This is a genomic window from Flavobacterium sp. (genome assembly GCF_040383245.1).
In the GTDB taxonomy this organism is placed as follows: domain Bacteria; phylum Bacteroidota; class Bacteroidia; order Flavobacteriales; family Flavobacteriaceae; genus Flavobacterium.
In genome coordinates this window covers 90,217-114,403 of sequence record NZ_JBEIDX010000005.1, presented here as the reverse complement: position 1 = coordinate 114,403, position 24,187 = coordinate 90,217, and the positions used below count along the sequence as shown (strand labels likewise).

General features: G+C 33.4%; 22 protein-coding genes and 1 tRNA gene. 15 read left to right on the top strand and 8 right to left on the bottom strand.

Features of this window, described 5'->3' with window-relative positions; all coding sequences use genetic code 11:
* The coding region (locus tag ABWO08_RS04020) for a T9SS type A sorting domain-containing protein (RefSeq protein ID WP_353083770.1) at window positions 1–848 on the top strand (848 nt) is incomplete at its 5' end.
* A gap of 103 nt (window positions 849–951) precedes the next feature.
* Here the strand turns inward: ABWO08_RS04020 and ABWO08_RS04015 are convergent.
* Window positions 952–1,024 (bottom strand) — tRNA-Met (locus tag ABWO08_RS04015).
* A 116-nt stretch (window positions 1,025–1,140) separates the two neighbouring features.
* Between ABWO08_RS04015 and era the strand changes: the two genes are divergently transcribed.
* The 5 genes from era to ABWO08_RS03990 all read left to right on the top strand — a co-directional run bounded on the left by era (window position 1,141) and on the right by ABWO08_RS03990 (window position 8,403).
* Window positions 1,141–2,025: a GTPase Era gene (gene era / locus ABWO08_RS04010; protein ID WP_353083769.1), complete on the top strand. Its 885-nt coding sequence runs from the start codon at window positions 1,141–1,143 to the stop codon at window positions 2,023–2,025.
* Between the two features lie 133 nt (window positions 2,026–2,158).
* The gene (kynU, locus tag ABWO08_RS04005; RefSeq protein WP_353083768.1) at window positions 2,159–3,436 is read left to right on the top strand and encodes a kynureninase; all 1,278 of its coding nucleotides are present in this window, start codon (window positions 2,159–2,161) and stop codon (window positions 3,434–3,436) included.
* 18 nt (window positions 3,437–3,454) lie between these two features.
* Window positions 3,455–4,543, top strand: a complete 1,089-nt coding sequence (locus tag ABWO08_RS04000; protein WP_353083767.1) for an agmatinase family protein — start codon at window positions 3,455–3,457, stop codon at window positions 4,541–4,543.
* Between the two features lie 88 nt (window positions 4,544–4,631).
* Window positions 4,632–7,019: a penicillin acylase family protein gene (locus ABWO08_RS03995; RefSeq protein ID WP_353083766.1), complete on the top strand. Its 2,388-nt coding sequence runs from the start codon at window positions 4,632–4,634 to the stop codon at window positions 7,017–7,019.
* 34 nt (window positions 7,020–7,053) lie between these two features.
* Entirely contained in the window at window positions 7,054–8,403 is a 1,350-nt protein-coding gene (locus ABWO08_RS03990; RefSeq protein ID WP_353083765.1) for an FAD-dependent oxidoreductase, read from the top strand.
* On the opposite strand, the gene ABWO08_RS03985 is transcribed toward ABWO08_RS03990, so the two are convergent.
* Window positions 8,400–8,768, bottom strand: a complete 369-nt coding sequence (locus ABWO08_RS03985) for a cupin domain-containing protein (protein ID WP_353083764.1) — start codon at window positions 8,766–8,768, stop codon at window positions 8,400–8,402. The genes ABWO08_RS03990 and ABWO08_RS03985 overlap by 4 nt on opposite strands.
* 264 nt (window positions 8,769–9,032) lie before the next feature.
* On the opposite strand from ABWO08_RS03985, the gene ABWO08_RS03980 reads away from it, so the two are divergent.
* From ABWO08_RS03980 to ABWO08_RS03945, 8 genes are all read left to right on the top strand, one after another.
* Window positions 9,033–9,872 (top strand): MotA/TolQ/ExbB proton channel family protein, encoded by an 840-nt coding sequence (locus ABWO08_RS03980; RefSeq protein WP_353083763.1) that lies wholly within the window; start codon window positions 9,033–9,035, stop codon window positions 9,870–9,872.
* A gap of 53 nt (window positions 9,873–9,925) precedes the next feature.
* A complete protein-coding gene (locus tag ABWO08_RS03975) occupies window positions 9,926–10,561 on the top strand; it encodes an ExbD/TolR family protein (RefSeq protein ID WP_353083762.1) in 636 nt (211 codons plus the stop codon).
* Window positions 10,562–10,607: 46 nt separating this feature from the next.
* Complete coding sequence (locus ABWO08_RS03970) at window positions 10,608–11,168, top strand: ExbD/TolR family protein (protein WP_353083761.1); 561 nt, start codon at window positions 10,608–10,610, stop codon at window positions 11,166–11,168.
* 34 nt (window positions 11,169–11,202) lie between these two features.
* On the top strand, window positions 11,203–12,003 hold the full coding sequence (locus ABWO08_RS03965; protein WP_353083760.1) for an energy transducer TonB: 801 nt from the start codon (window positions 11,203–11,205) through the stop codon (window positions 12,001–12,003).
* Window positions 12,004–12,237 (top strand): hypothetical protein, encoded by a 234-nt coding sequence (locus ABWO08_RS03960; RefSeq protein WP_353083759.1) that lies wholly within the window; start codon window positions 12,004–12,006, stop codon window positions 12,235–12,237.
* On the top strand, window positions 12,230–13,144 hold the full coding sequence (locus tag ABWO08_RS03955) for a PstS family phosphate ABC transporter substrate-binding protein (RefSeq protein WP_353083758.1): 915 nt from the start codon (window positions 12,230–12,232) through the stop codon (window positions 13,142–13,144). The genes ABWO08_RS03960 and ABWO08_RS03955 overlap by 8 nt, the downstream gene beginning before the upstream one ends.
* A gap of 13 nt (window positions 13,145–13,157) precedes the next feature.
* Window positions 13,158–14,822 carry a tetratricopeptide repeat protein gene (locus tag ABWO08_RS03950; protein ID WP_353083757.1) on the top strand — a complete coding sequence of 555 codons (1,665 nt, stop codon included), beginning with the start codon at window positions 13,158–13,160 and terminating at the stop codon, window positions 14,820–14,822.
* Window positions 14,823–14,947: 125 nt separating this feature from the next.
* Window positions 14,948–17,728: an outer membrane beta-barrel protein gene (locus tag ABWO08_RS03945; RefSeq protein WP_353083756.1), complete on the top strand. Its 2,781-nt coding sequence runs from the start codon at window positions 14,948–14,950 to the stop codon at window positions 17,726–17,728.
* Window positions 17,729–17,771: 43 nt separating this feature from the next.
* On the opposite strand, the gene ABWO08_RS03940 is transcribed toward ABWO08_RS03945, so the two are convergent.
* The 6 genes from ABWO08_RS03940 to ABWO08_RS03915 are packed head-to-tail and all read right to left on the bottom strand — an operon-like array spanning window position 17,772 to window position 21,272.
* Complete coding sequence (locus tag ABWO08_RS03940; RefSeq protein ID WP_502902952.1) at window positions 17,772–18,575, bottom strand: TPM domain-containing protein; 804 nt, start codon at window positions 18,573–18,575, stop codon at window positions 17,772–17,774.
* Window positions 18,572–19,015: a TPM domain-containing protein gene (locus ABWO08_RS03935; protein WP_353083755.1), complete on the bottom strand. Its 444-nt coding sequence runs from the start codon at window positions 19,013–19,015 to the stop codon at window positions 18,572–18,574. Before ABWO08_RS03935 ends, ABWO08_RS03940 begins: the two co-directional genes overlap by 4 nt.
* A 2-nt stretch (window positions 19,016–19,017) precedes the next feature.
* Window positions 19,018–19,605 carry a LemA family protein gene (locus ABWO08_RS03930; protein WP_353083754.1) on the bottom strand — a complete coding sequence of 196 codons (588 nt, stop codon included), beginning with the start codon at window positions 19,603–19,605 and terminating at the stop codon, window positions 19,018–19,020.
* 36 nt (window positions 19,606–19,641) lie between these two features.
* Window positions 19,642–19,935, bottom strand: coding sequence for a GldL-related protein (locus ABWO08_RS03925; RefSeq protein ID WP_353083753.1), 294 nt, complete (start codon window positions 19,933–19,935; stop codon window positions 19,642–19,644).
* Window positions 19,936–20,268: a MerR family transcriptional regulator gene (locus ABWO08_RS03920; protein WP_353083752.1), complete on the bottom strand. Its 333-nt coding sequence runs from the start codon at window positions 20,266–20,268 to the stop codon at window positions 19,936–19,938.
* 26 nt (window positions 20,269–20,294) lie between these two features.
* Complete coding sequence (locus tag ABWO08_RS03915) at window positions 20,295–21,272, bottom strand: M23 family metallopeptidase (protein ID WP_353083751.1); 978 nt, start codon at window positions 21,270–21,272, stop codon at window positions 20,295–20,297.
* A 246-nt stretch (window positions 21,273–21,518) separates the two neighbouring features.
* Here ABWO08_RS03915 and alaS point away from each other — a divergent pair, with 246 nt between their 5' ends.
* Window positions 21,519–24,167, top strand: coding sequence for an alanine--tRNA ligase (gene alaS, locus ABWO08_RS03910; protein WP_353083750.1), 2,649 nt, complete (start codon window positions 21,519–21,521; stop codon window positions 24,165–24,167).
* Window positions 24,168–24,187: the final 20 nt, after the last annotated feature.

Below are 24,187 nucleotides of genomic sequence, written 5' to 3'. Positions count from 1 at the left end.
CCACAGAATCAAATAATGGTGATGTTTCTGGAAATCACGGTGGATATGATATTTGGGTGGTTAAATTAAATAACACGGGTATTCTATGGCAGAAATGCTTAGGAGGAGTTGCCAATGATTATGGGAGTTCAATAAAGCAAACTATAGATGGTGGCTATATCCTCATGGGTAGTACTAGTTCAAGTAACGGTGATGTTTCTGGAAATCACGGAGGTTCTGATATTTGGGTAGCTAAACTAACTAATTTAGGTGGAATTGAATGGCAGAAATGTTTAGGAGGTATTCAGTCTGATACTGCAGCATCAATACAACAAAGTACAGATGGAGGTTATATTCTATGTGGCGATACTTCCTCCTTTGATGGTGATGTTTCTGGTTGGCATGGGGCAGATGATGTTTGGGTGGTTAAACTAACTAATATAGGTGTAATACAATGGCAAAAATGTTTAGGAGGAACAATTAATGATAATAGTAAAACTATACAGCAAACTACAGATGGAGGTTATATTATAGCTGGTAATACAACTTCAAATGATGGTGACGCTTCTGGAAATCAAGGAGGTAGTGATATATGGATAGTTAAACTTTCCAGCTTTCTTGGGTTAGAAGAAACATCCAATAATAATTTAGTTTCTTTATTTCCTAATCCAGTGACCAATGTATTAAATCTAAAATTAGAAAATAATATAGAAATTAATACATACACAATAAGTAATATTGAAGGTAAAATAATTGATCAAGGATTACTTAATGAAAACAATACTGCAATTAATGTTGAACAATTATCAAAAGGAGTTTATTTTATAAAGGTAAATGATAATAACTCAATCAAGTTTATAAAAATGTAACAAAATAATTAGTTAGTTAGATTTAGCAAGAAATAAAAAAATATAATTCCTTTTTAACTTGTTAAAAACAAAAAGCTTCAGATAAATCTGAAGCTTTTTTTAGTAGCGGGAACAGGACTCGAACCTGTGACCTTCGGGTTATGAGCCCGACGAGCTGCCTACTGCTCTATCCCGCGATCTTAGAGTGCAAATATACAACCAAAATCGGGATTCACAACAAAAATTTTAAAAAATGTTTTATTTCCTCTATTGCTCTGATATGTTTACCTTTGCGGAAATTAAATTATAGTAAATGTCGCATAAAGCCGGTTTTGTAAACATCATAGGAAATCCAAATGTTGGAAAATCAACCTTAATGAATGCTTTTGTTGGAGAACGATTGTCAATTATCACTTCCAAAGCACAAACCACCCGCCACCGAATTTTAGGAATTGTAAACGGAGATGATTTTCAAGTAATTTTATCAGACACACCCGGAATTATTAAGCCTGCCTATGAAATGCAAAAATCCATGATGGATTTTGTTAAATCTGCTTTTGAAGATGCCGATGTTTTAATTTATATGGTAGAAATTGGTGAAAAAGAACTTAAAGACGAGGACTTTTTTGCGAAAATTATAAAAGCGAAAATTCCAGTTTTATTGCTTTTAAATAAAATTGATAAATCCAACCAAGAAGAACTAGAAGTTCAAATGGATCTTTGGAAAGAGAAAGTGCCCAATGCAGAAATATATGCCATCTCGGCCTTGGAAAATTTTAATGTTCAAGAGGTATTTGCCAGAATTTTAGCATTATTACCGGAATCTCCCGCGTATTACCCTAAAGATGCTTTAACTGATAAGCCAGAACGCTTTTTTGTGAACGAAACCATACGCGAGAAAATCTTATTGAATTACGATAAAGAAATTCCGTATTCAGTGGAAATTGAAACCGAAGAGTTTTTGGAAGACGAAAAAATCATCCGAATTCGATCGGTGATTATGGTAGAACGCGATACCCAAAAAGGAATCATTATCGGACACAAAGGGGCTGCACTAAAAAAAGTGGGCATGCAATCGCGTGAAGATTTAGAGAAATTTTTTGGCAAACAAATCCATATTGAACTGTTTGTAAAAGTAAATAAAGACTGGAGAAGTAATCAATACCAACTGCGTCGTTTTGGTTACAACCAAAAATAAAACCTATTAAAAAGCAACCATTTCAAAATTGATTTTGCTCAAAAAGGCTACTTGCAACTTTATTTTTTTTCTTTACTTTTACACCTTTACACGAACGAATTAATTGTATTATTAGTTTCTAAATAATTCCCAAATGACTTTTCAAAATACCCGCGAATTTGCTCAGCAACTTGATGCACAAGACGAATTAAAATCGTACAGAAACGAATTTATTTTTCCTCAACACAATGGGAAAGATGTGATTTATTTCACGGGAAATTCGTTAGGGCTTCAGCCAAAAAGAACCAAGAAATATGTAGATGATGTCATGAACGATTGGGCTAATTTGGCTGTTGAAGGACATTTTTATGCAGAGAAACCTTGGTGGGATTACCAAGAACGATTTGCAGAACCATTAAGCAAACTTGTTGGCGCAAAACCATCAGAAGTTGCGGTAATGAATACCTTAACGGTAAACTTGCACCTATTAATGGTTTCGTTTTATCGCCCAACAAAATCTCGTTACAAAATCATTTGCGAAGAAAAAGCATTCCCGTCTGATCAATATATGTTTCAATCGCAAGTGAGTCATCACGGATACAACCCGAATGAAGCTATTATTGAAATCAAACGCCGCGAAGGCGAACACAACATAAGATTGGAAGATATTCTATCCAAAATTGAAGAAGTGGGAGACGAATTGGCTTTGGTATTATTTGGCGGCGTGAATTATTACACCGGGCAAGTATTCGACATGAAGGCCATAACCGATGCCGGACACAAAGTGGGTGCTAACGTAGGTTTTGATTTAGCACACGCAGCCGGAAATATTAAATTAGATTTGCATGATTGGAATGTAGATTTTGCCGCTTGGTGCTCTTATAAATATATGAACTCAGGACCAGGAAATGCATCTGGGTGCTTTGTTCATGAAAGACACCACCAAAGTAATTTACCACGATTTGCAGGTTGGTGGGGACACAATAAAGAACGCCGTTTTAAAATGGAACCTACTTTTGATCCCGTTCATGGAGCAGACGGTTGGCAAATAAGCAACCTTCCTATTTTATCCCTGGCGCCCTATTTGGCTTCTGTTGATATGTTTGCCGAAATAGGAATGGAAAAATTAATCCAAAAAAGAAATCAAATCACTTCTTATTTAGAATTTATTTTAAACGAAATAGCTACAGAAGTAACGAGCAGATTTGAAATAATCACACCTTCTAATCAAGAGGAAAGAGCGTGTCAGTTATCGGTATTTTTACATGGAGAAGGACGAAGTTTATTTGATTATTTAATGTCAAATGGAGTAATCACCGATTGGAGAGAACCCAATGTAATTCGACTTGCGCCAGTTCCATTATACACTTATTATGAAGACATGTATGAATTTGGACAAATTTTAAAAAGAGGAATTTTAGAAAACAACTAATTTATTGCCATCTAAAAAATGACAAAAGAACAACTTATCAATAGCTTTGACCCTTCGCAACCCGGTTTATCGGATGCTACGATATTTGGATTACCCTTTACAACCGAACAATCGGAAATCATAATCATTCCGGTGCCTTGGGAAGTAACTGTAAGTTATGGCGCAGGAGCATCAGAAGGTCCCGAAGCGGTTTTAGACGCTTCATTTCAGGTAGATTTAAATCATCAAGATTTTCCAGAATTATGGAAACTCGGAATGTACTATTCAGAAATTCCTGATTCATGGAAATCCAATTCAGATAAATACAAAGCACTTGCACAGCCTATTATTGAAGCATTAGAAAATGGTGAAGTAATTGCTGACATCCCTCATTTACAATCAGATTTAGAAAAAATAAACATAGCTTGCCGTGACTTGCATACCGAAGTAAAAGAAAAAGTATTGTATTGGATGGCCAAAGGCAAAAAAGTAGTTTTACTTGGTGGTGATCACTCTACTCCACTTGGATATTATGAAGCTTTAGCAAGTAAACACGATAATTTTGGTATTCTGCATTTAGATGCCCACATGGATTTGAGAATTGCCTACGAAGGGTTTACCTATTCGCATGCATCCATAATGTATAATGCCTTGCAAATTCCTCAAATTTCAAAAATTATACAAGTCGGAATTAGAGATTTTTGCGAGCAAGAAGTGGATGTAGTACAACAATCTAACGGTCGAGTTTTAGTTCATAGCGATTCTGATTTGAAAAAAGAAACCTTTGAAGGACATACTTGGCAGCAACAATGTGAGGCAATTATAGCTTCGTTGCCACAAAAAGTGTGTATCAGCTTTGACATTGACGGGATGTACCCTTGGTATTGCCCAAACACAGGAACTCCAGTTCCAGGTGGATTTTCATTTGAGCAAGCCACTTATCTTTTCAACCTTTTAGCACAAAGCAATAAAGAAATTATCGGATTTGATTTGGTTGAAGTGGCTCCGGGAGAAAACGACGACTGGGATGGAAATGTTGGCGCCAGAATGCTGTTCCACATGTGTGGTGTTTTAGCAAAAAACAACGGTATGAATACCGGAAACAAAATCATTTTCCCAAAAAAATAAACCTGCTTTTTTTTAATTAATTTCAATTAGGAAGTAAATCATTTTTGCAATGCTTTATTTTCTACATTTGGTATTCAATAATTTTCAGATGAAAACATTCAAAAAAGTCCTTCTTTATTTTGCCTTATTTCTTGTGCTAATTGCAGTTTCGAGCTACGGTTATTTAATCTATACCAAGCCAAACTACGATGGAGAGATTACTTTAAAAAATATTTCGAAAGAAACCACCGTTTACTTTGATGATTATGGTGTGCCGCATATTTATGCGAGCAACCAACAAGATGCCATGATCGCTTTAGGATATGTGCATGCGCAAGACAGATTGTGGCAAATGGAACTTCTAAGAAGAATTGCACCAGGAAGATTATCGGAATTATTTGGAACCAAAGCTTTAAAAAACGACCAGTTTTTTGCCGGAATTGGCATTGATGAAAATTCAGAAAAAGCAGTAGCTGAAATTGATAAAAATTCGGAAACTTATAAATTGTCTATGGCCTATGTTGATGGAATTAATCAATACATCGCTGAAGGAAATACCCCAATCGAATTTAATTTATTAGGTATTCAAAAAGAGAAATTTACCCTTAAAGATGTTTACAATATCTTTGGTTATATGTCTTTTAGTTTTGCTATGGCACAAAAAACAGATCCGTTGCTCACCGATATTCGAGATCAATTTGGAATGGAATACCTGAAAGATTTTGGAGTTGATGGCTCTTTGGGAACCATGCAATTAAAAAACTATAAAGGAGAAGTAAACGATTATGCCGAAATTTCAAAATCGATTTCAAGTCTATTAGAAACTTCACCGGTTCCTGCATTTATTGGCAGTAACAGTTGGGTAATTGGTGCTCAAAAAACCAAAAACAACAAAGTAATTCTAGCTAACGATACACACATTATGTTTTCGCAACCGTGTACTTGGTATGAAGCACATATTGCAACACCGGGTTATGAAATGTACGGCTACTATTTGGCTGGAGCTCCGTTCCCTTTACTTGGACATAATAAAGATTATGCCTACGGATTAACCATGTTTGAAAATGATGATTTGGATTTATTTCAAGAGGAAGAAAATCCGAAGAACAGTAATCAATACAAAACTCCAAAAGGTTATGTAAATTATACCCTTCGTCAAAAAACAATTAAAGTTAAAGACAGTACTTCTGTAACGGTTAACATCAAAGAATCTATTCATGGTCCAATAATGAATGGTTTACTAAATACCTTAAAGACCAAAAAACCGGTGGCCATGTCTTGGATTTACACCCAACAAAAAAATCAAATTCTGGAAGCAGTCCATTCGTTATCCCATTCTAAAAATATAAAAGAATTTCACCAAGGAATTTCTTTAATTGCTGCACCGGGATTAAATATTATGTATGGTGATGCTAAAAATAATATTGCTTGGATCACATCTGGAAAATTGTACAAATTGGATCCATCGGTGAATGGAAATTTCATTATGAATGGTGCCAATGGAATAGATGATAAAAGAGAATTTTTAGACTTTTCAAAAAATCCAAAAGCTATCAATCCAAGTTGGAATTATGTGTATTCTGCCAACAACCAACCTGAAGCCGTAGATGGTTATTTGTATCCGGGATATTATTTGCCAAAAGATCGTGCCACTCGAATTAATAATTTATTAGAGCCGAAAAATAATTGGACTAAATCAGATGTGCAAAAAATGATCTTCGATAATACTTCGGCAACCGCATCTTCATTAGTTGAAAACTGGATCACTTACATTGAAGGAAATAATTGGAATGCTAATGAAAAGCAAGCATTAGAAACATTAAAAAAATGGCAGGGATCAAATAATATTCAAGAGACCGCTCCTACCCTATACAACAAATGGATTTCTTGCTATTTATCAAACACTTTTAAAGATGAACTGGGAGAAGAAAATTTCAAATCTTTTCTGGGCACCCATATCATGAAACAAATAATTGAATCGCAAAGCAAAAATGAAACATCGGTTTGGTGGGATAATTTGGCCACAAAAAACAAAAAAGAATCTAAAAAAGAAATCTTAACGCAATCATTTAAGGAGGCAATTGTGGCACTTGAAAAACAATTAGGAAACATTCCATCACAATGGACCTGGAACAAAGTTCATACTTTAGAACACCAACATCCAATGGGAAAAGTAGCTGCGCTAAGAGGTTTATTTAATGTTGGTCCTTTTGAAGCAAGTGGATCGAATGAAGTAATCAATAACTTAATGTTTTTTTATAATGACGAAGGGCTTTATGATGTAAAAGCTGGACCTTCAACAAGAAGAATAATTGATTTCTCTGATATTGAAAACAGTTTGAGTGTATTGCCAACAGGGCAATCGGGCAACCCAATGAGTAAGCATTATAGTGATCAAGCTGAAATGTACAATAAGGGACAATTTCGAAAAATGAAACTAAACAAAAAGGAAATAATTAAAACTTCCACCAAACTTGTTTTTTTTCCAAAAAAATAATTCCATAAATTTGCCAAACCGCTTATAAATTAAAATGCAAACTCCACAAAAAATTGCAATCATAGGTTCTGGCTTGGTTGGAACATTATTAGCAATCTACCTCAAAAAACAGGGGCATACAGTTCATGTTTACGATCGAAGTGCTGATATAAGAACCGTTGCTTTTTCAGGACGATCCATTAACTTGGTGATGTCTAACAGAGGCTGGAAAGCTATGCAAGATATTGGTCTAGAAGAAGAGATTCGAAAAATTGGAATACCTGTCGATAAACGTGCTATCCACACTCTTGAAGAAGATTTGCAATACCAATATTATGGTAAAGAAGGGGAAGCTATTTTTTCATTGTCGCGAGGCATATTAAATCGCAGAATGATTGATTTAGCTGAAGAAGCTGGAGTAGAATTCTACTTTGATCATAAAATTTGGGATGTCACACTAGCAACTGCAACACTTCATGTTGGCGAAACGGAAAGAGGTGAATGGGAAGACTTAAAATACGATAAGATTTTTGGAGCCGATGGTGCTTTTTCTAGAATTCGACACCGAATGCAACGTCAAAGTATGTTTGATTATTCGCAAGAATTCATGAAAATTGGCTACAAAGAATTGCACATTCCTGCGAATGCAGATGGCACTCATAAAATAGATAAAAACTCATTGCATATTTGGCCTCGAGGGAATTTCATGTTAATGGCATTATCCAATTTAGACGGTACCTTTACCTGCACCCTATTCATGCCTTTTGAAGGAGAAAACTCTTTTGCAGAACTAAAAGACGAAGCCACTTTAGTAAATTTCTTTGCAAAGTATTTCCCAGATACTAAAGAAGTAATTCCAGATTTGGTTAAAGATTTTTTCAAAAATCCAACCAGTTATTTGGCTATTATGAAATGTTATCCGTGGACTTTTGAAGATAAAGTAGCGCTTATAGGTGATTCGGCTCATGCCATTGTTCCTTTTTATGGGCACGGAATGAATGCAGGATTTGAAGATATTTCTGTATTAAACGAAATGATTAACAACTATGGCGACGATTGGAAAATGATTTTTTCTGAATATGAAAAATCACGCAAACCAAATGCCGATGCTATTGCCGAACTTTCTAGAAGGAATTTTGTAGAAATGAGTTCGAAGACAGCAGATAAAAAATTTCTACTTCAAAAGAAAATCGAAAAATGGTTTTCAGATAAACATCCAACTAAATGGATGCCTCTATATAGCAGGGTTACTTTCAGTTTGCAGCCCTATTCAGAAGCATTAGCCATTGGCGATTTGCAAAATAAAATCATGGAAGAGGTAATGCAAATTCCGAATATTGAAACCAAATGGAATAGCGCAGAAATAGAAAACTTCGTATTAGAAAAACTGAAAACTACGGTTTAGTTTTCCTCTCGATGTACTTTATTAAAATCAAATGCCGGCCGGCACACGGAAATGTATTCGCAAGGTTCTTCAAAAGGATTTGAATATTGAACCCGTGTATTTTTATCTATTTTTATTGATTGCCCTTTCTCCAAAACAATTGTTTCGCCTTCAATAATAAATTGCTTTTTTCCGGATATAATATAGGTGTATTCCTCAAATTCTGGAGTTTGAAACGGCTCACTCCAATTTGGTGGAGCAATCATATGTGCTATAGACAAGTCACTATTACCAGTTGTAGGAATTCCGTGGTGTTCTTCTATTAATTTACCGTCAGTAGTTGGAACTACAAAAGGATTATTTTGGATAAGGTATTTTTTTATCATCTTGGAATATACGTTTATTAACTTTATGTTAGAAAATCGAATACAATAATATGTGTTTTTTTCGTTATAAAATTAATGAAAATTAGTATTTTTTATGTTCAATGTTAAGTTAATGTTACCATATTTTAATTTAACTTTTGATGTGGAGTTATTATTGTAAAAAAAATTTTTTTATTACAACTAAAAATTTAAATTTGCTTCTAATTCAAGTTTATTACAACTAAAAACTTATTAATTATTAAAAACTATTAAAATTAAAAAAAAATGGCAAACGCAAAAAAAGAAAACGGAACTAATGGCGGAGGTATGATGACAGGAATTATCATCGCATCTTGTATTCTTGTAGGTATTATTGTATGGAAATTCATTATGGGAGCTCCAGGAAATTTCGAAAATGAAAAAGCAATGATTGAGGCTGGTGCTGAAGCTGGTCACCCAAAAGCAGGAAACTATTTAGCAATGGTATACAAAGGAGGAGCAATCGTTCCTGTTTTATTAGGATGTTTATTAATGGTAATTGTATTTTCTTTTGAAAGATATTTTGTAATTTCTAAAGCTTCAGGAACTGGAAATTTAGATAAATTCATGTCTTCAATTCAAGGTGATATCGCTAAAGGAAATATTGATAGCGCTATTGCTGCTTGTGACAAACAACAAGGATCTGTTGCAAATGCTATAAAATCAGCTCTAGTTAAATATCAAGAAGTTAAAAAAGAAGGATTTAACAGCGAAGAAGCTGCTGAAATGATTCACAAAGAAATCGAAGAAGCTACTTCATTAGAAATGCCAATGTTAGAAAAACACATGACAATTCTTTCTACATTAGTTTCTTTAGGAACTCTTGCAGGATTATTAGGAACAGTAACAGGGATGATTAAAGCGTTTGGTGCGTTAGCTTCTTCTGGAACTCCAGACCAAGCTATGCTTGCAAATGGTATCTCTGAAGCGCTAATTAACACTGCAACAGGTATCTCTACTTCTGCTTTAGCAATTGTAACATACAATCTTTTTACTTCTAAAATTGACACATTAACCTACTCTATTGACGAAGCAGGTAATGCAATTGTTAATTCTTACAGAAGAATGAAAGGGAGTAATAAATAATAATTAATTTTTTTGAAATATTTAATTTCAAAAAATTAACAACAAAATAAAAAATGGCTAAAATAAAAATGTCCAAAAAAGCAGCATCTATTGACATGACCGCAATGTGTGATGTGGCTTTCCTTTTGCTTACGTTCTTCATTTTGACCGCTACAGCAAAACAACCAGAGCCATTGCCAGTTCAAACTCCAGCTTCTACGGTTCAAACTAAACTTCCAGAAACTGGATTAGTTACCTTAACAGTAGGAAAAAATAATTCTGGAGTTAGTGTTTTCTTTGGAATGAAAGACAGAGACATTCGTGGCGCAGCTCTTGAGTTAATGGGTGCAAGCCGTGGAGTTAAATTCACTGAGAAAGAAATTGCTCAGTTTTCATTAATTGAAGAATTTGGTGTTCCAGTATCTGGTTTGAAACAATTAATTTCTATGTCTAGTACAGATAGAAATAAAAATGGAGTACAACCTGGCATCCCTGCTGATTCATTAAACAATGAATTGAAAGATTGGATCATGTATGCTCGTAAAGCTAATATTGATTTAGGTAAAGACAAAGAATTGGACTTCGCAATTAAAGGCGATGCTAAACAACAATATCCACAAATCAAAAAAATCATGGATATGTTACAAGATCAAAAAATAAACAATTTTAGTTTAGTTACGGGTTTAAGAGCTAAACCAAAATTAGATTAATATTATTTTTTGAAATAATTATAAATTTTTATACAAAAACTATAAAATGGCTGAATTAAATACTGGCGATGGTGGTGGTGGCAAAGGCGGCAAAGTAAGAAGTAAAAAGCAAAACTCTAAAGTAGATTTAACTGCAATGGTAGATTTGGCTTTCTTGCTAATTACCTTCTTTATGCTTACAACATCTTTATCAAAACCGCAATCTATGCCTTTAGGCTTGCCTGCCAAAGACGATAAAGAAACTAAAATACCACCTGTAAAAACAGATCAAAGACGAACTGTTACAATTATATTAGGTGATGGAGATCAAATAAAATGGTTTCACGGATTGCTAGCAACCCCAGAACCTAATGGAACTCCAAAAACTACAGACTACGGTAAAAATGGTATTCGCAAGATCTTACTAGATCGCGTGGCATCTATCCCTGTAGTTATGGGTAATAAAGAAAAAGGAATGATTGTAATTATCAAACCTACAAAAAAATCAACCTACAAGAACTTAGTTGATATTTTAGATGAAATGGCAATTTGTAAAGTGCCTACCTATGCAATAGTTAATGATTTTACCCCAGAGGAAAATAAATTAGCTGAGGAATTAAACAAATAATATGCCTTTTGGTATTAAATAAAATTACAAAAAGATGAAAATAGACCTATTAGGGAAACAGTGGATGGACATCGTTTTTGAAGGGCGTAACAAAAGCTATGGTGCTTATCTATTGCGTAAGGAAAACAGTAAAACTAATCTTAGAGCATTAGCTATAGGAGCGATTGTTTTTGCGTTAGCAGTAGCTTCACCTATTATTCTTGAGTTTATCAGTAGTGTTACTGCTTCAAATGATGAGGGACTGCATGACCGAATTACAACAGTGAAACTTCCTCCTAAAGAAGAAAAACCTAAAGAAGATTTAAAACCACCTCCACCACCAAAACCAAAAGAAGATGTGGTGAAGTTTGTTAAGCCTGTTGTTGCCAAAAAAGAGGATGTTACTGAAGAACCCCCAAAAGTAGAAGACATCAAAGATAAAAATCTTGGTAAAGAAAATATCGAAGGAGATAAAGATGCTCCTTTAACAATTGACCCCCCAGGAAATGGACCTCCTCAAGATGTTGTAGATGATAATACTATTTATAACTCTGCAGGTATTGAGGTACAACCAGGATTTGTTGGTGGTATGTCTAAATGGTATAAGTTCTTAAGCAATAACTTTACGCCACCAGATGAACCTGGTTTAAAAGGTAAAGTAACAGTATCGTTTGTTGTAGAAAAAGATGGTTCTTTAACAGATATTAAAGTATTAAAAGATATTGGTTACGGATCAGGAAGAGAAGCAGAAAGAGTAATGCGAAAAAGTCCAAAATGGACTCCAGCAGAACAAAACGGAAGAAAAGTTCGTTGTGCTTTTATTCAAACTTTCTCTATTGAAAACCCAGACGAATAAATGATTAAGCATATACTTACAAACTATAAGAAGAAATCGCTTAAAGAGCGATTTCTTCTATTTATAGGCGTTTTGTTTCTTATGATTTATTTAACACTTGGAACTATACTAATCTTTTGGACTACATTTCCAATTAGAATGGAAACTAAATACCGAATAGCTTTAGGTAGCTTGTTAATTGTATATGGAATGTTTAGATTTTGGAGATTATTGAAAACCGATTCTGATGATTAAAATTTCAAATAAAATAGTTTTTACAGTTTTTGCAACAGCATTTGTTTTTGTTGCGCTATTATCTTGTAAAAAAGATAAAAGCGAAGAAACTATTTTAACAGGTTCCACATCTATTCTTGTTGATGAATCTATATTTCCAATTGCAGAAGATCAAATGACTGTTTTTGAAAGTCAATACGATGCAAAAATTAAATTAATTCCGCAATCAGAAAAAGAAAGTGTGCTTTCGTTTGTATCGAATAAAGCGCAAACCATAATTTTGACAAGAAAGTTAAATACTAAAGAAAATAAATATTTTAAAAACAAAAAGATTAAACCTTTAGAAACACCTTTTGCAATTGATGGAATTGCCTTAATTAAAAACAACAAATCAAAAGATACAATTCAAGATATTTCAGAAATTACAGATTTTTTAAATGGAAAACCAACCCAAATAAAAGGTTTAGTTTTTGATAATGCCAATTCTAGTTCAACTAGATATTTATTAGAATTAGCAGGATTAAAAAACATACCCGAAAAGGGCGTTTTTTCTTTTAAAACCAATAATGAAGTAATTGATTATGTATCTCAAAATGAAGGTATGATTGGAGTTGTAGGAATGAATTGGATTTTTCAACCTACAGAGAAAATTAAAAAAGCATTAGAAAACATTACTGTATTAAGTGTTAAAGACAAAGGATCAAATGAATATGTGTATCCTAGTCAGGAAAACCTAGGAAATAGAAAATATCCTTTGGCACGCGTTTTGTACATCATCAATTGTCAAGGTTATGATGGATTAGGAATTGGTTTTGCTTCATTCATTGCGGGTGAAACCGGACAAAGAATAATATTAAAATCAGGGCTTGCACCAATGCGCGAGCCAAGCCGAAATATAAGTATTAGAAATAAAATTGAAAGTAAATAGAAAATTAAATAAGATGAAAAAATTCAAAATTTTAAGCCTAGTTTTTTTAACATCAATTGCTTCGGGTGTTGCCCAAGATGTTGATCAAGCAAAAAAAGCAATTGATGCAGAGCAATATGAAAAAGCAAAAGCAGTGCTTAAAAACAACCTACTAGCAAAACCAGATAATGGTAAAGCTGCTTTTTTACTTGGTAACATCTACCTAAAACAAAACATTGAAGATTCAGCTAAAATTTATTTTCAAAGAGGACTTTCCACTTCAGATGGCGCTCGTTTAAGCACTATTGGTTTAGGTCAAATTGATTTAGAAAATGGAAATACCGCTGCTGCTCAAGCAAAATTTGATCAAGTAGTGAAAGAATTAAAAAAGAGAGATATTGAAGAATATTTATATATCGCGCAAGCCTATATGAGTAATTCAAAACCCGATTATAAAGCAGCAATTAATTTACTTTTAAAAGCTCAAACTGCAAATCCTAATGATGCCAGTGTAAAATTGTTTTTAGGAGATGCTTATTATGGGGATAAAAGTCAAAACGATGCATATGTATCTTACAGAGATGCTTATGCAATTGACAACACCATGATTAGAGCTAAAATGCAATTAGGTGTCTTGTTAAAAGGTGCAAAAGCTTATACAGAAGCTGTAAAAGCCTATGACGAAGTATTGGCATTGAACCCAAGTTATGGTCCAGTTTTTAGAGAATTGGCAGAAACCTATTATTTATGGGCTAACAATAAACCATCTACTTACAAAGAGAACATTGATAAAGCTTTAAGTAACTATGAAAAATACATGAGCTTAACCGATTATTCTTTGCCGTCGCGTATGCGTCATGCCGATTTCTTAATCTTAGCTAAAGATTTTAAAGCTTTAGAGGCAGAAGCTAATGAAATGAAAAAATTAGATAAGGTTAATCCGCGTATCTTAAGATATTTAGGATATTCTGCATATCAAAACGGAAATTATGACTCGGCTATTAGTGCCTTGACAGAGTACATTACAAAAGGAACAAACAAAGTTATTGCTGCAGATTATTATAATTTAGGATTAGCAAAAATAGCCAAATCGATTGCAGCCGATGGTAAAACAGTTGATGGCGCAGCATTAGCATTAGGAGCTTTAGATATAAAAAAATCATTAGAAATTGATTTAGCCATTGCAAATGGAATGAATGAAGTGGCTAAAAAATACTTTACTCAAAAATTATATCCAGTTGCAAGTGCCTTATTTGAATTAGCAATTACAAATCCTGATTCTAGAAATTTCCTTGAAGACAATGTGTATTTTGGACTTTCAGTATTAACTGAAAACAGAGGTAAAGAATTAAAAGATGTAAATATGGTTGCGCTTCAAAATGCTGATAAAGCTATGGATGCCGTTATTACCGCAACTCCTAACTATCAAGAGGCTTACTTATATAAAGCTAGAATTAATAGCACAATGGAGAAAGACGATGTTATGGCAGCAACTTATGAAAAATATGTTGAATTAATTATTGCAAAAGGCGAAGCAGAAATCACTAAGAACAAAGCAAAAATAACGGAAGCTTACAACAGTATTGCTGCCTTTTATGCTAATACTGATAAAGTTAAAGCGAAAGAGTATTTCGCTAAAACATTAGCTTTAGATGCAACTAATGAATACGCTACTGAATCTTTGAAAAAATTAAAATAATTAAAAACATACTTATAAAAAAACTCGTTTAGCTTTAAACGAGTTTTTTTTCGTTTGGTATTTATCAGTTAAGAAATTAGCAATAAATAGTAAAAGAAGTCGTTCTCCTAATTCAATACATTTTTATGTCAAAAATTTATGCCTGTATAATTGTACTTTTTATTTATTCTAATGCATTTTCTCAAAAAGTAGTTACCCTAAACGGAAAAGTAATTGAAGAATCCAATAAATCAGCAATTCAGTCGGCAACAGTATATCTTTCAAATGCCAAAGACTCTACCGTGATTGATTATACAATCTCTGACAAAAATGGAAAATTTGAATTCAAAATAAAAAAAATAAACACCCCTGTATTTCTTAAAGTTTCTTTTGTTTCATTTGAAGATTTCAAGTTGGCTTTAAATTCTATTGATCAAGATAAAGATATTGGAATAATCACCTTAAAAGAAGCTGCAAAATCACTTAACGATGTAGTTATAAAAGGAATGGCGCCACCAATTCGAATTAAGAAAGATACACTTGAATTCAATGTATCTTCTTTTAAAGTAAGGCCAGATGCCAATGTAGAAACCCTATTAAAGCAATTACCCGGAGTAGAAATTGACACCGAAGGTAAAATTACCGTTAACGGAAAAGAAGTTAATCAAATATTGGTTAACGGTAAACCATTTTTTGATAAAGATGGAAAAGTAGCTTTGCAAAATCTACCATCTGATATTGTAAATAAAGTACAAATTACCGATACCAAAACTAAAAAAGAAGAAAAAACTCGTGCAGCTTCAAGCTCCAACTCCGCTAGTATTAATCTTTCAATTGATGAAGATAAAAACAAAGGTTTCTTCGGAAAAATAATGGGAGGAAAAGGATCCGATGGAAGGTATGAAAGTAGTTTCTTGATTAACTATTTTAAAAACAAAAGAAAAATTAGTGTATTAGCATCTTCCAACAATATAAATTCTATTGGGTTTTCAATGGATGAAGTTTTTGACAACATGGGTGGCGGGAGAAACAGTAGTGTATGGATTAACGATAATGGTTCCTTTGGAATTAATGGAAGACGCTATGGTGGTGGAAACGGAATTACACAATCGAACTTAGTTGGTATTAATTATTCGGATGAATGGACTAAAAACAGTGAATCATCATTGAGTTATTTTTATTCGGGCGCCAATTCAATAAACGAGAATAAAACAAATCAAATTAATTTCTTGCCATCTGGTAATTTTAGTACAAATTCAACTTCAAGCTCCAATCAAGATCGCTACACGCACAATATAAGCTCTGTATTTGAATATAAATTAGATTCTCTAACATCTATTGTAATTGAGCCCAATTTTACTAAATCGAATACTAAAAATAGGAATTTAGCAACTCAAAATTCTTTTGATGCTACAAATGCAATGTTAAACTCGAGTACTTCAGATACAAATAACGAAAACGACACCAATACTTTTAAAAATACCTTATCATTTACAAAATCATTCAGAAAAAAAGATAAATACCTGAGTTTGGTTTTTGAAAATGAAAATGGCACTACAACTGATAACGATTTTATTCAATCAAACACAATTTTCTACCAGGGTACAGTCCCGCAAGACAATAGAAATCAGTTTAATAAATCAAAAAATAATAATGCAAATTACTTTACTGAGTTAGAATACACGCATCCAATTACCGATTCGCTTCAAATAAAATTTGGTTTAGATCATAAATTAGAAAAAAATAGTGACAGCAGATCTTCTTTTAATTTCGATGCTGCTAATCAGTCATACTCGATTATAAATAGCTTGTTATCAAACGAATATAATTCTATCGAAAGCACATTAACTCCAAATGCCGGGTTAGTAATTAAAAAAAGTAAAATAAATTTCTCTTTTAATTTAGGTACTAACCTAATTAATTTTGATAATCAAGCTGAATATTTAAATGTAAATTCAACACTCAATAAACAATTTGTATTACCCTATGTTAATGTATATGGAAATTATAAATTTACTAAAACTAAAAACTTATGGGTAAATTATAACTATAACTACAGCCTTCCATCTGCAAGGCAAATCCTTCCAATAGAAGATTTAGCAAACCCATTAAACACCTTTATTGGAAACCCAGATTTAGATTTGAATAAATCTCACAATTTGAATTTCAATTATAGAAATTATGATTACACAACTAAATCAGGTTATGGATCTTATGTTGGAGCAAACATTAGCGAAAGCCAAATAGTTTCTTCGGTTACTTATGACGCCAACAGAAAAAGAACTACAACTTACACCAATATTTCTGGAGCATACAACTCTTGGATTACTGTGTATTGGAATAAAACAATAAAAAAAGACGGCAATAAATACCGTATAGAATTAAGAATGAATAATAATTTCGGACTTTCAAAAGGTTTTACAGATGGCATAATGTATGAAGCAAAAACCCATACTTTTTCTCCAAGAATTAATTTAACTTATGATTATGGAGAATTATTAACCATAAATCCGTCTTACAATTATTCTTACAACAACACTAAATATAACAATTACATTATTAGTTCGGCTTCCAATTTCACGCACAAATTTAATTTGCAAGTAACCAATTACTATCCTAAAAATTGGATATTCGGAAACGATTTTGGCTACACCTACAATTCAAATATTGCAGATGGATTTAAAAAAGATTTCTTTTTATGGAATACGAGTTTATCCTATGGATTCTTAGAAAAGAAATTAATGGCTAAGATAAAAGTGTACGATTTGTTAAATCAAAATCAAAGTGCTACTCGAACCATCACTCCAACGACCATTAGAGATGAAGAAAATATGGTGTTAAAAAGGTATGTAATGTTTTCTTTAACTTATAAACTAGAAAAATTTGGTGGTAAAGAGAAAAAGTCAAAAAACAGATTCAATTGGTAATAAAAAAACTCGTTTAACTTTAAACGAGTTTTTTTATTTATTCTTACCAGCTTCCTCCTGCACCACCGCCAGAGAATCCGCCGCCGCCAAAGCCGCCACCGAAACCTCCACCGCCAGAAGAACCGCCGAAACCACCTCCAAAGCCGCCACCGCTGCTTCTTCCTAAACTGCTTAAAACGATAATATCCAATAAACTTGGAGGACGCATCATTCCGCCACCTCGCCCATTGCCTTTGCCATTTCCTTTAACGCTAGAGACAATAATTAATACAATCACAAAAAGCACTAACAGAATTACAAAAGGAGATACTCCATTTTTCAAACCACTTTTTCTGGAACCTTTGTACTTTCCTTTTAGAACATCAAAAATAGCATCTGCCCCTTTATCTAATCCATTGTAATAACTTCCTGCTTTAAATTCGGGAACGATAACATTTCTAACTATTTCTCCAGTAGTACCCGCTATTAATTTGTCTTCTACACCATATCCAGGTGCAATCCAAATTTTTCGATCTTCTTTAGATAATAAAATAAAAACACCATTATCTTCTTTAGCTTGACCTACTCCCCATTCATGACCCCATTTAGGAGCTAATATTCCGATGTCTTCGCCTTTCAAATTATCAATAGTCACAACAACTATTTGAGTACTCGTTGAATCGGAATAGCGAACTAATTTTTCTTCTAATTGCTGTTTCTCCGAATCGCTTAATACTTTGGCATAATCATAAACCGAAGTTTGAAAACTAGGCTTTTCAGGAATAGTAAATTGTGCTAATCCTATTTGTGTAAACATACAAACTAGGACTATCCAAAAGGTTTTTGAGAAATTTAATCTATTTTTCATAATTCTCCTTTTGAAAGTTCGTTTGATAATTCATCAGTATCGTCCTCTTGAAATGGAAAATATTTTTTTAATTGATCCCCCGCTTTAAGAATTCCATCTACTAATGCTTGCTTGTTATTTCCCATTTTAAAATGGTTTAACATCACTTCTTTAGTAGAGTCCCAAAACGAATTGGTTACCTTTTCATGAATGCCTTGATCCCCGCAAATAGCAAATTGCTTGCTTTGGGTAGCCACATAAATTAATACACCATTTCGTTCTTGTGTGTTTTCCATTTGCAATAAATGGAAAACTTCCACTGCTCGCTCCATGGGAGCAATGGAAGTTTCTTTTTCTATATGTACTCGAATTTCACCAGAAGTATTTTGCTCGGCTATACGAATAGCATCCACCACTTCTGCCTCTTCTTCTTTAGTTAAAAAGATATCTTTTGTAGACATTATTAAAACTTAACTTCTACTGGTTTATCAGCACCTTCAACTGCTTTGAAGTATGCTTTTTCTTTATAGTTTCCTAAAAACCAACTTTGTGGCATTGCTAAAATATAACCATTATAAGCTTGGATACTCTCATTAAAACGAGTTCTTGCAGTAAGAATTTGATTTTCGGTACTTGCCAATTCATCTTGTAATTTCAAGAAATTTTGGTTCGCTTTTAACTCAGGATATTGTTCAACCGATACTAAAAGTTTAGACAAAGAGCTACTAACTCCACTTTGAGCCGAATTAAATTGTGCCAATTGCTCAGGAGAAATATTTCTAGGATCAATAGTAATTGCAGTTGCTTTTGCACGTGCTTCAATAACTGCTGTTAACGTGCTTTTTTCAAAATCGGCAGCACCTTTAACGGTGTTTACTAAATTTCCAATAAGGTCATTTCTTCTTTGATAGGAAGTTTGTACATCACCCCATGCTTTTTCAGTAGCTTGGCTGTAACGCAATCCGCTATTTTTTACTCCCATTATCCAAAAAGCAATTACTAATACAACTCCAATTCCAATAATCCAAGGTAAGAATTTTTTAAAATCCATTTTTTTTTAATTTAAAAGTTATTTATTGATTGTTATTTATTGATTGTTATTTATTATTATTCTACTTCTACCTGACAAAAGGTATACCAAACCTGCAATACTGCCACAAAAAATTAATCCGATGATCCACATAAATTTTTCAGAACCAGTTATTCGAGTTGAGGATATAATTTCAGATAGGGTTAAAAACCAAAAAACCAGCATAGATAAAAGTCCAATTATCATTACTATTTGTGAATAGGGATAATGCATGATTTTAAAGAGTGCCCCAAGAGTTACAACCACAATTGATAGTGTGAAAAAAATATATAATATCTGAATTTTTTGCATTTAAAGACTGTTTTTTATATTTGATAGTTCTGCTTTAATTCCTTCCAATTTGGCAATTATATCAAATTTATCTAAGGTTTTTTTCTGTCCTTCTTTTAAATGGGTTTTAGCACCATCAAGCGTAAAGCCTCTTTCCTTAACCAAATGATAAATCAATTGCAAATTTTTCACATCTTCTTGAGTGAACATGCGGTTTCCTTTTGCGTTTTTCTTAGGTTTCAAAATATCAAATTCTTTATCCCAAAAACGAATAAGAGATGCGTTTACCCCAAAGGCTTCAGCAACTTCACCAATACTAAAATACAACTTGTCTTTTGATAAATTTATCTGCATAGTTTCCTGTTTATATTAAATCAAACCTAGTCTAACGACTGGTTCTCTAAATTAGCAATTTTTGAAATAGCCACATATTCTGCAGCTGAAATATTTCCGTAATAAAAATTAATTGGGTTTACGGCCTTCCCATCTTTATGCACCTCATAATGACAATGTGGCGCTTGACTTCTGCCAGTACTGCCAACGAATCCAATGATATCCCCTCGTTTCACACGTTGACCAGCGCGAACTTTATATTTGCTTAAATGCCCATACAAAGTTAAATAACCATAACCGTGATTGATTTCAATATGATTTCCATATCCCGATTTTGAATTGTCTGCATTTTTAACCACCCCATCTCCAGTTGCAAAAATTGGAGTTCCGGTTCGTGCAGTGAAATCCATCCCTTCATGCATTTTTCGCGCTTTGGTAAAAGGATCACTTCGATATCCAAAACCAGAAGCCATGTGTTTCAAATCTTCATTTTTTACCGGTTGAATTGCCGGAATAGCACTTAAAAACTTGTCTTTTGCCTTCGCTAATTTCAAAATTCCATCTAATGATTTTGACTGTGCTACCAAAGCATTTGCTATTCTATCTACTTTCTCAGAAGTATTAATTACCAATTCCGAATTATCAAAACCCTCGAGTTCTTGGTATCGTTTTCTATTAATTATGCCTTGTCTTTTTTCGGTAGAAATAGGCGATAAATTAAAATATACACGATATAAATTATTATCTCGATCTGCCATCTCCGAGGCCACTTGATCTAATGCATCAATTTTTTTATATAAAATCGCATAATTAAGTTTCAAATTTTCAATTTCTCGCGCTTGAACCTTGTCTTTTGGCGTTTCAAAGTAAGGGGTATTCATCAAAATCACGAAGCATAAAAAACCAAATAAAGCCGAGGCCAATAAAAAAAGTGCAGGATAACCGTACTTTTTTCGCTTTTGAGGCCCTATTATTCGATAAGCTAAACTTTCTGGATCGTAATAATACTTAACTTTCTTCGACATTTCTTAAATTATACTATTTTTGTGCTAGTTTTAAAACTAACAATAGTTATACGAACAAATTTAAGAAATGTTTCTTTCTAAATCTATTTTTTATTTTTTAGAAGCGAAACTTTTGGCATCTTTGTAATCCTTGTTCCTGCTTTTCGTTACAATCTTTTTTTTCAAAAAAGGATTTACACTTCAATCAGGGCTAATGAGTAAACTATTTGAATAAAATATAAGTATCTATAGCACTAATAATCAAAAATGAAATCACAAGACATTCGCAAGCAATTTCTTCAATTCTTTGAAAGCAAAGGCCATTTAATTGTTCCTTCTGCACCTATCGTTTTAAAAGACGACCCAACCCTAATGTTCAACAACTCGGGGATGGCGCAATTCAAAGAATACTTTTTAGGAAACGGAACTCCAAAAAGCAAGCGAATAGCCGATACTCAAAAATGCCTTCGTGTTTCTGGAAAACACAATGATTTGGAAGATGTAGGTTTTGACACCTACCACCACACCATGTTTGAAATGCTTGGAAACTGGTCTTTTGGAGATTATTTTAAGAAAGAAGCAATCAATTGGGCATGGGAATTATTGACCGAGGTTTATAAAATTCCTAAAGAGAATTTATATGTTTCTGTTTTTGAAGGAAACCCAGAAGAAAATGTACCTTTTGATCAAGAAGCCTGGGATATTTGGAAAGAACTAATTGATGAAAATCGAATCATCTTAGGAAATAAAAAAGATAATTTTTGGGAAATGGGAGATCAAGGTCCGTGTGGCCCTTGTTCTGAAATACATGTTGATTTACGTTCTGCAGAAGAAAAAGCAGCAGTTTCTGGAAAAAGTTTAGTGAATAACGACCACCCACAAGTAGTTGAAATTTGGAATAATGTATTCATGGAATTCAACCGTAAAGCTGCTGGAACTTTAGAAAAACTTCCAGCACAACATGTTGATACTGGAATGGGATTTGAGCGTTTGTGTATGGCTTTACAAGGAAAAACATCCAATTATGACACCGATGTTTTCACACCGCTTATTGAAAAAATTGAAAAAATAACCGGATTAAAATACACCCCAAATGAGATCATTCTGAACGAAAGTGAAGAATCTCAGAAGCAAAATAAAACCAATATTGCAATTCGTGTAGTTGCCGATCACGTTAGAGCAGTAGCCTTTGCAATTGCAGATGGTCAATTACCATCTAACAATGGAGCAGGTTATGTAATTCGCAGAATATTGCGCCGTGCTATTCGTTATGGATTTACTTTTTTAAATACCAAAGAGCCTTTTATACATAGTTTGGTTGAAGTATTAGCTAATCAAATGGGAGAATTTTTCCCAGAGATTAAAGCGCAACAACAATTTGTTACCAATGTAATTCGTGAAGAAGAGGCTTCTTTCTTACGAACTTTAGATCAAGGGCTACAATTATTAGATAAAGTAATTGCAGAAACCAACGGAAAAACAGTTTCTGGAGATAAAGCATTTGAATTGTATGATACTTTTGGATTTCCAATTGATTTGACGGCATTAATATTAAGAGAAAAAGAATTCGAATTAGATGAAGCAGGTTTTAATGCAGCAATGCAAGAGCAAAAAAACCGTTCTCGTGCCGCATCAGAAGTTTCTACAGAAGATTGGTCAATTTTAATTCCAGGAAATGTAGAAACCTTTGTGGGTTATGACCAAACAGAAAGCGAAGTTAAAATCACTCGAATTAGAAAAGTTGATTCGAAAAAAGACGGCGTTTTATATCAAATTGTTTTAGATACTACCCCATTCTATCCAGAAGGTGGAGGACAAGTAGGTGACAAAGGAACTTTGACATCTTCTAACGAAACCATCCAAATTATTGACACCAAAAAAGAAAATAATTTAATTCTACATTTCACGAAACAACTGCCAGAGAATATTTCTGCTCGTTTTGTAGCTAAAGTAAATTCCGATTTAAGAACTGCTACTTCTAAAAATCACTCGGCAACCCACTTGATGCACCAAGCATTGCGCGAAATATTAGGAACTCATGTGGAGCAAAAAGGATCTTTGGTAAATTCAGATCGTTTGCGTTTTGACTTTTCTCATTTTAGCAAAGTGACCGATGAAGAAATAAAAAAAGTAGAGGATTTTGTAAATGCTAGAATCGAAGAGCAATTACCATTAATAGAAAGAAGAAGTATTCCTATTCAACAAGCTTTAGATGAAGGAGCAATGGCTTTATTTGGAGAAAAATATGGCGATACGGTTCGTGCGATTAAATTTGGACAAAGCATGGAACTTTGTGGTGGAATTCATGTGAAAAACACCGCAGAAATTTGGCATTTTAAAATTGTTTCTGAAGGCGCTGTTGCTGCTGGAATCAGAAGAATTGAAGCGATAACTGGAAATGCAGTTCGTAATTATTATACGGCTCAAGAAACTGCATTATCAGACATTTCTAGTGCATTGAAAAATCCACAAGACACTATAAAAGCAGTGGTTTCTTTACAAGATGAAAATGCAAAATTAAAGAAACAACTGGAGCAGTTAATGAAAGAAAAATTAGACGGATTAAAGAATATTCTTACCTCTGAATTTACAGCAATTAACGGCATTAATTATTTGGCAAAACAAGTAGATTTGAGCATGGGAGCAACTAAAGATTTAGCTCAGGCTATTGGAAGTTCGATGCCAAATTCATTTGTAGTTCTTGCTTCTATCGAAAATAATGCGCCAAATATTCACTGTTATATCGCTAAAGAATTAGTAGTATCAAATAATCTTAATGCCAATGTGGTAATTAAAGAATTAGGGAAATATATTGACGGAAACGGTGGAGGCCAGCCCTTTTTTGCTTCTGGTAAAGGAAAAAATAGTGCCGGAATTAAGGAAGCTCTTGATAAGGCGATTCAGTTTACTAAATAATCGATATCGGATTCAATAAA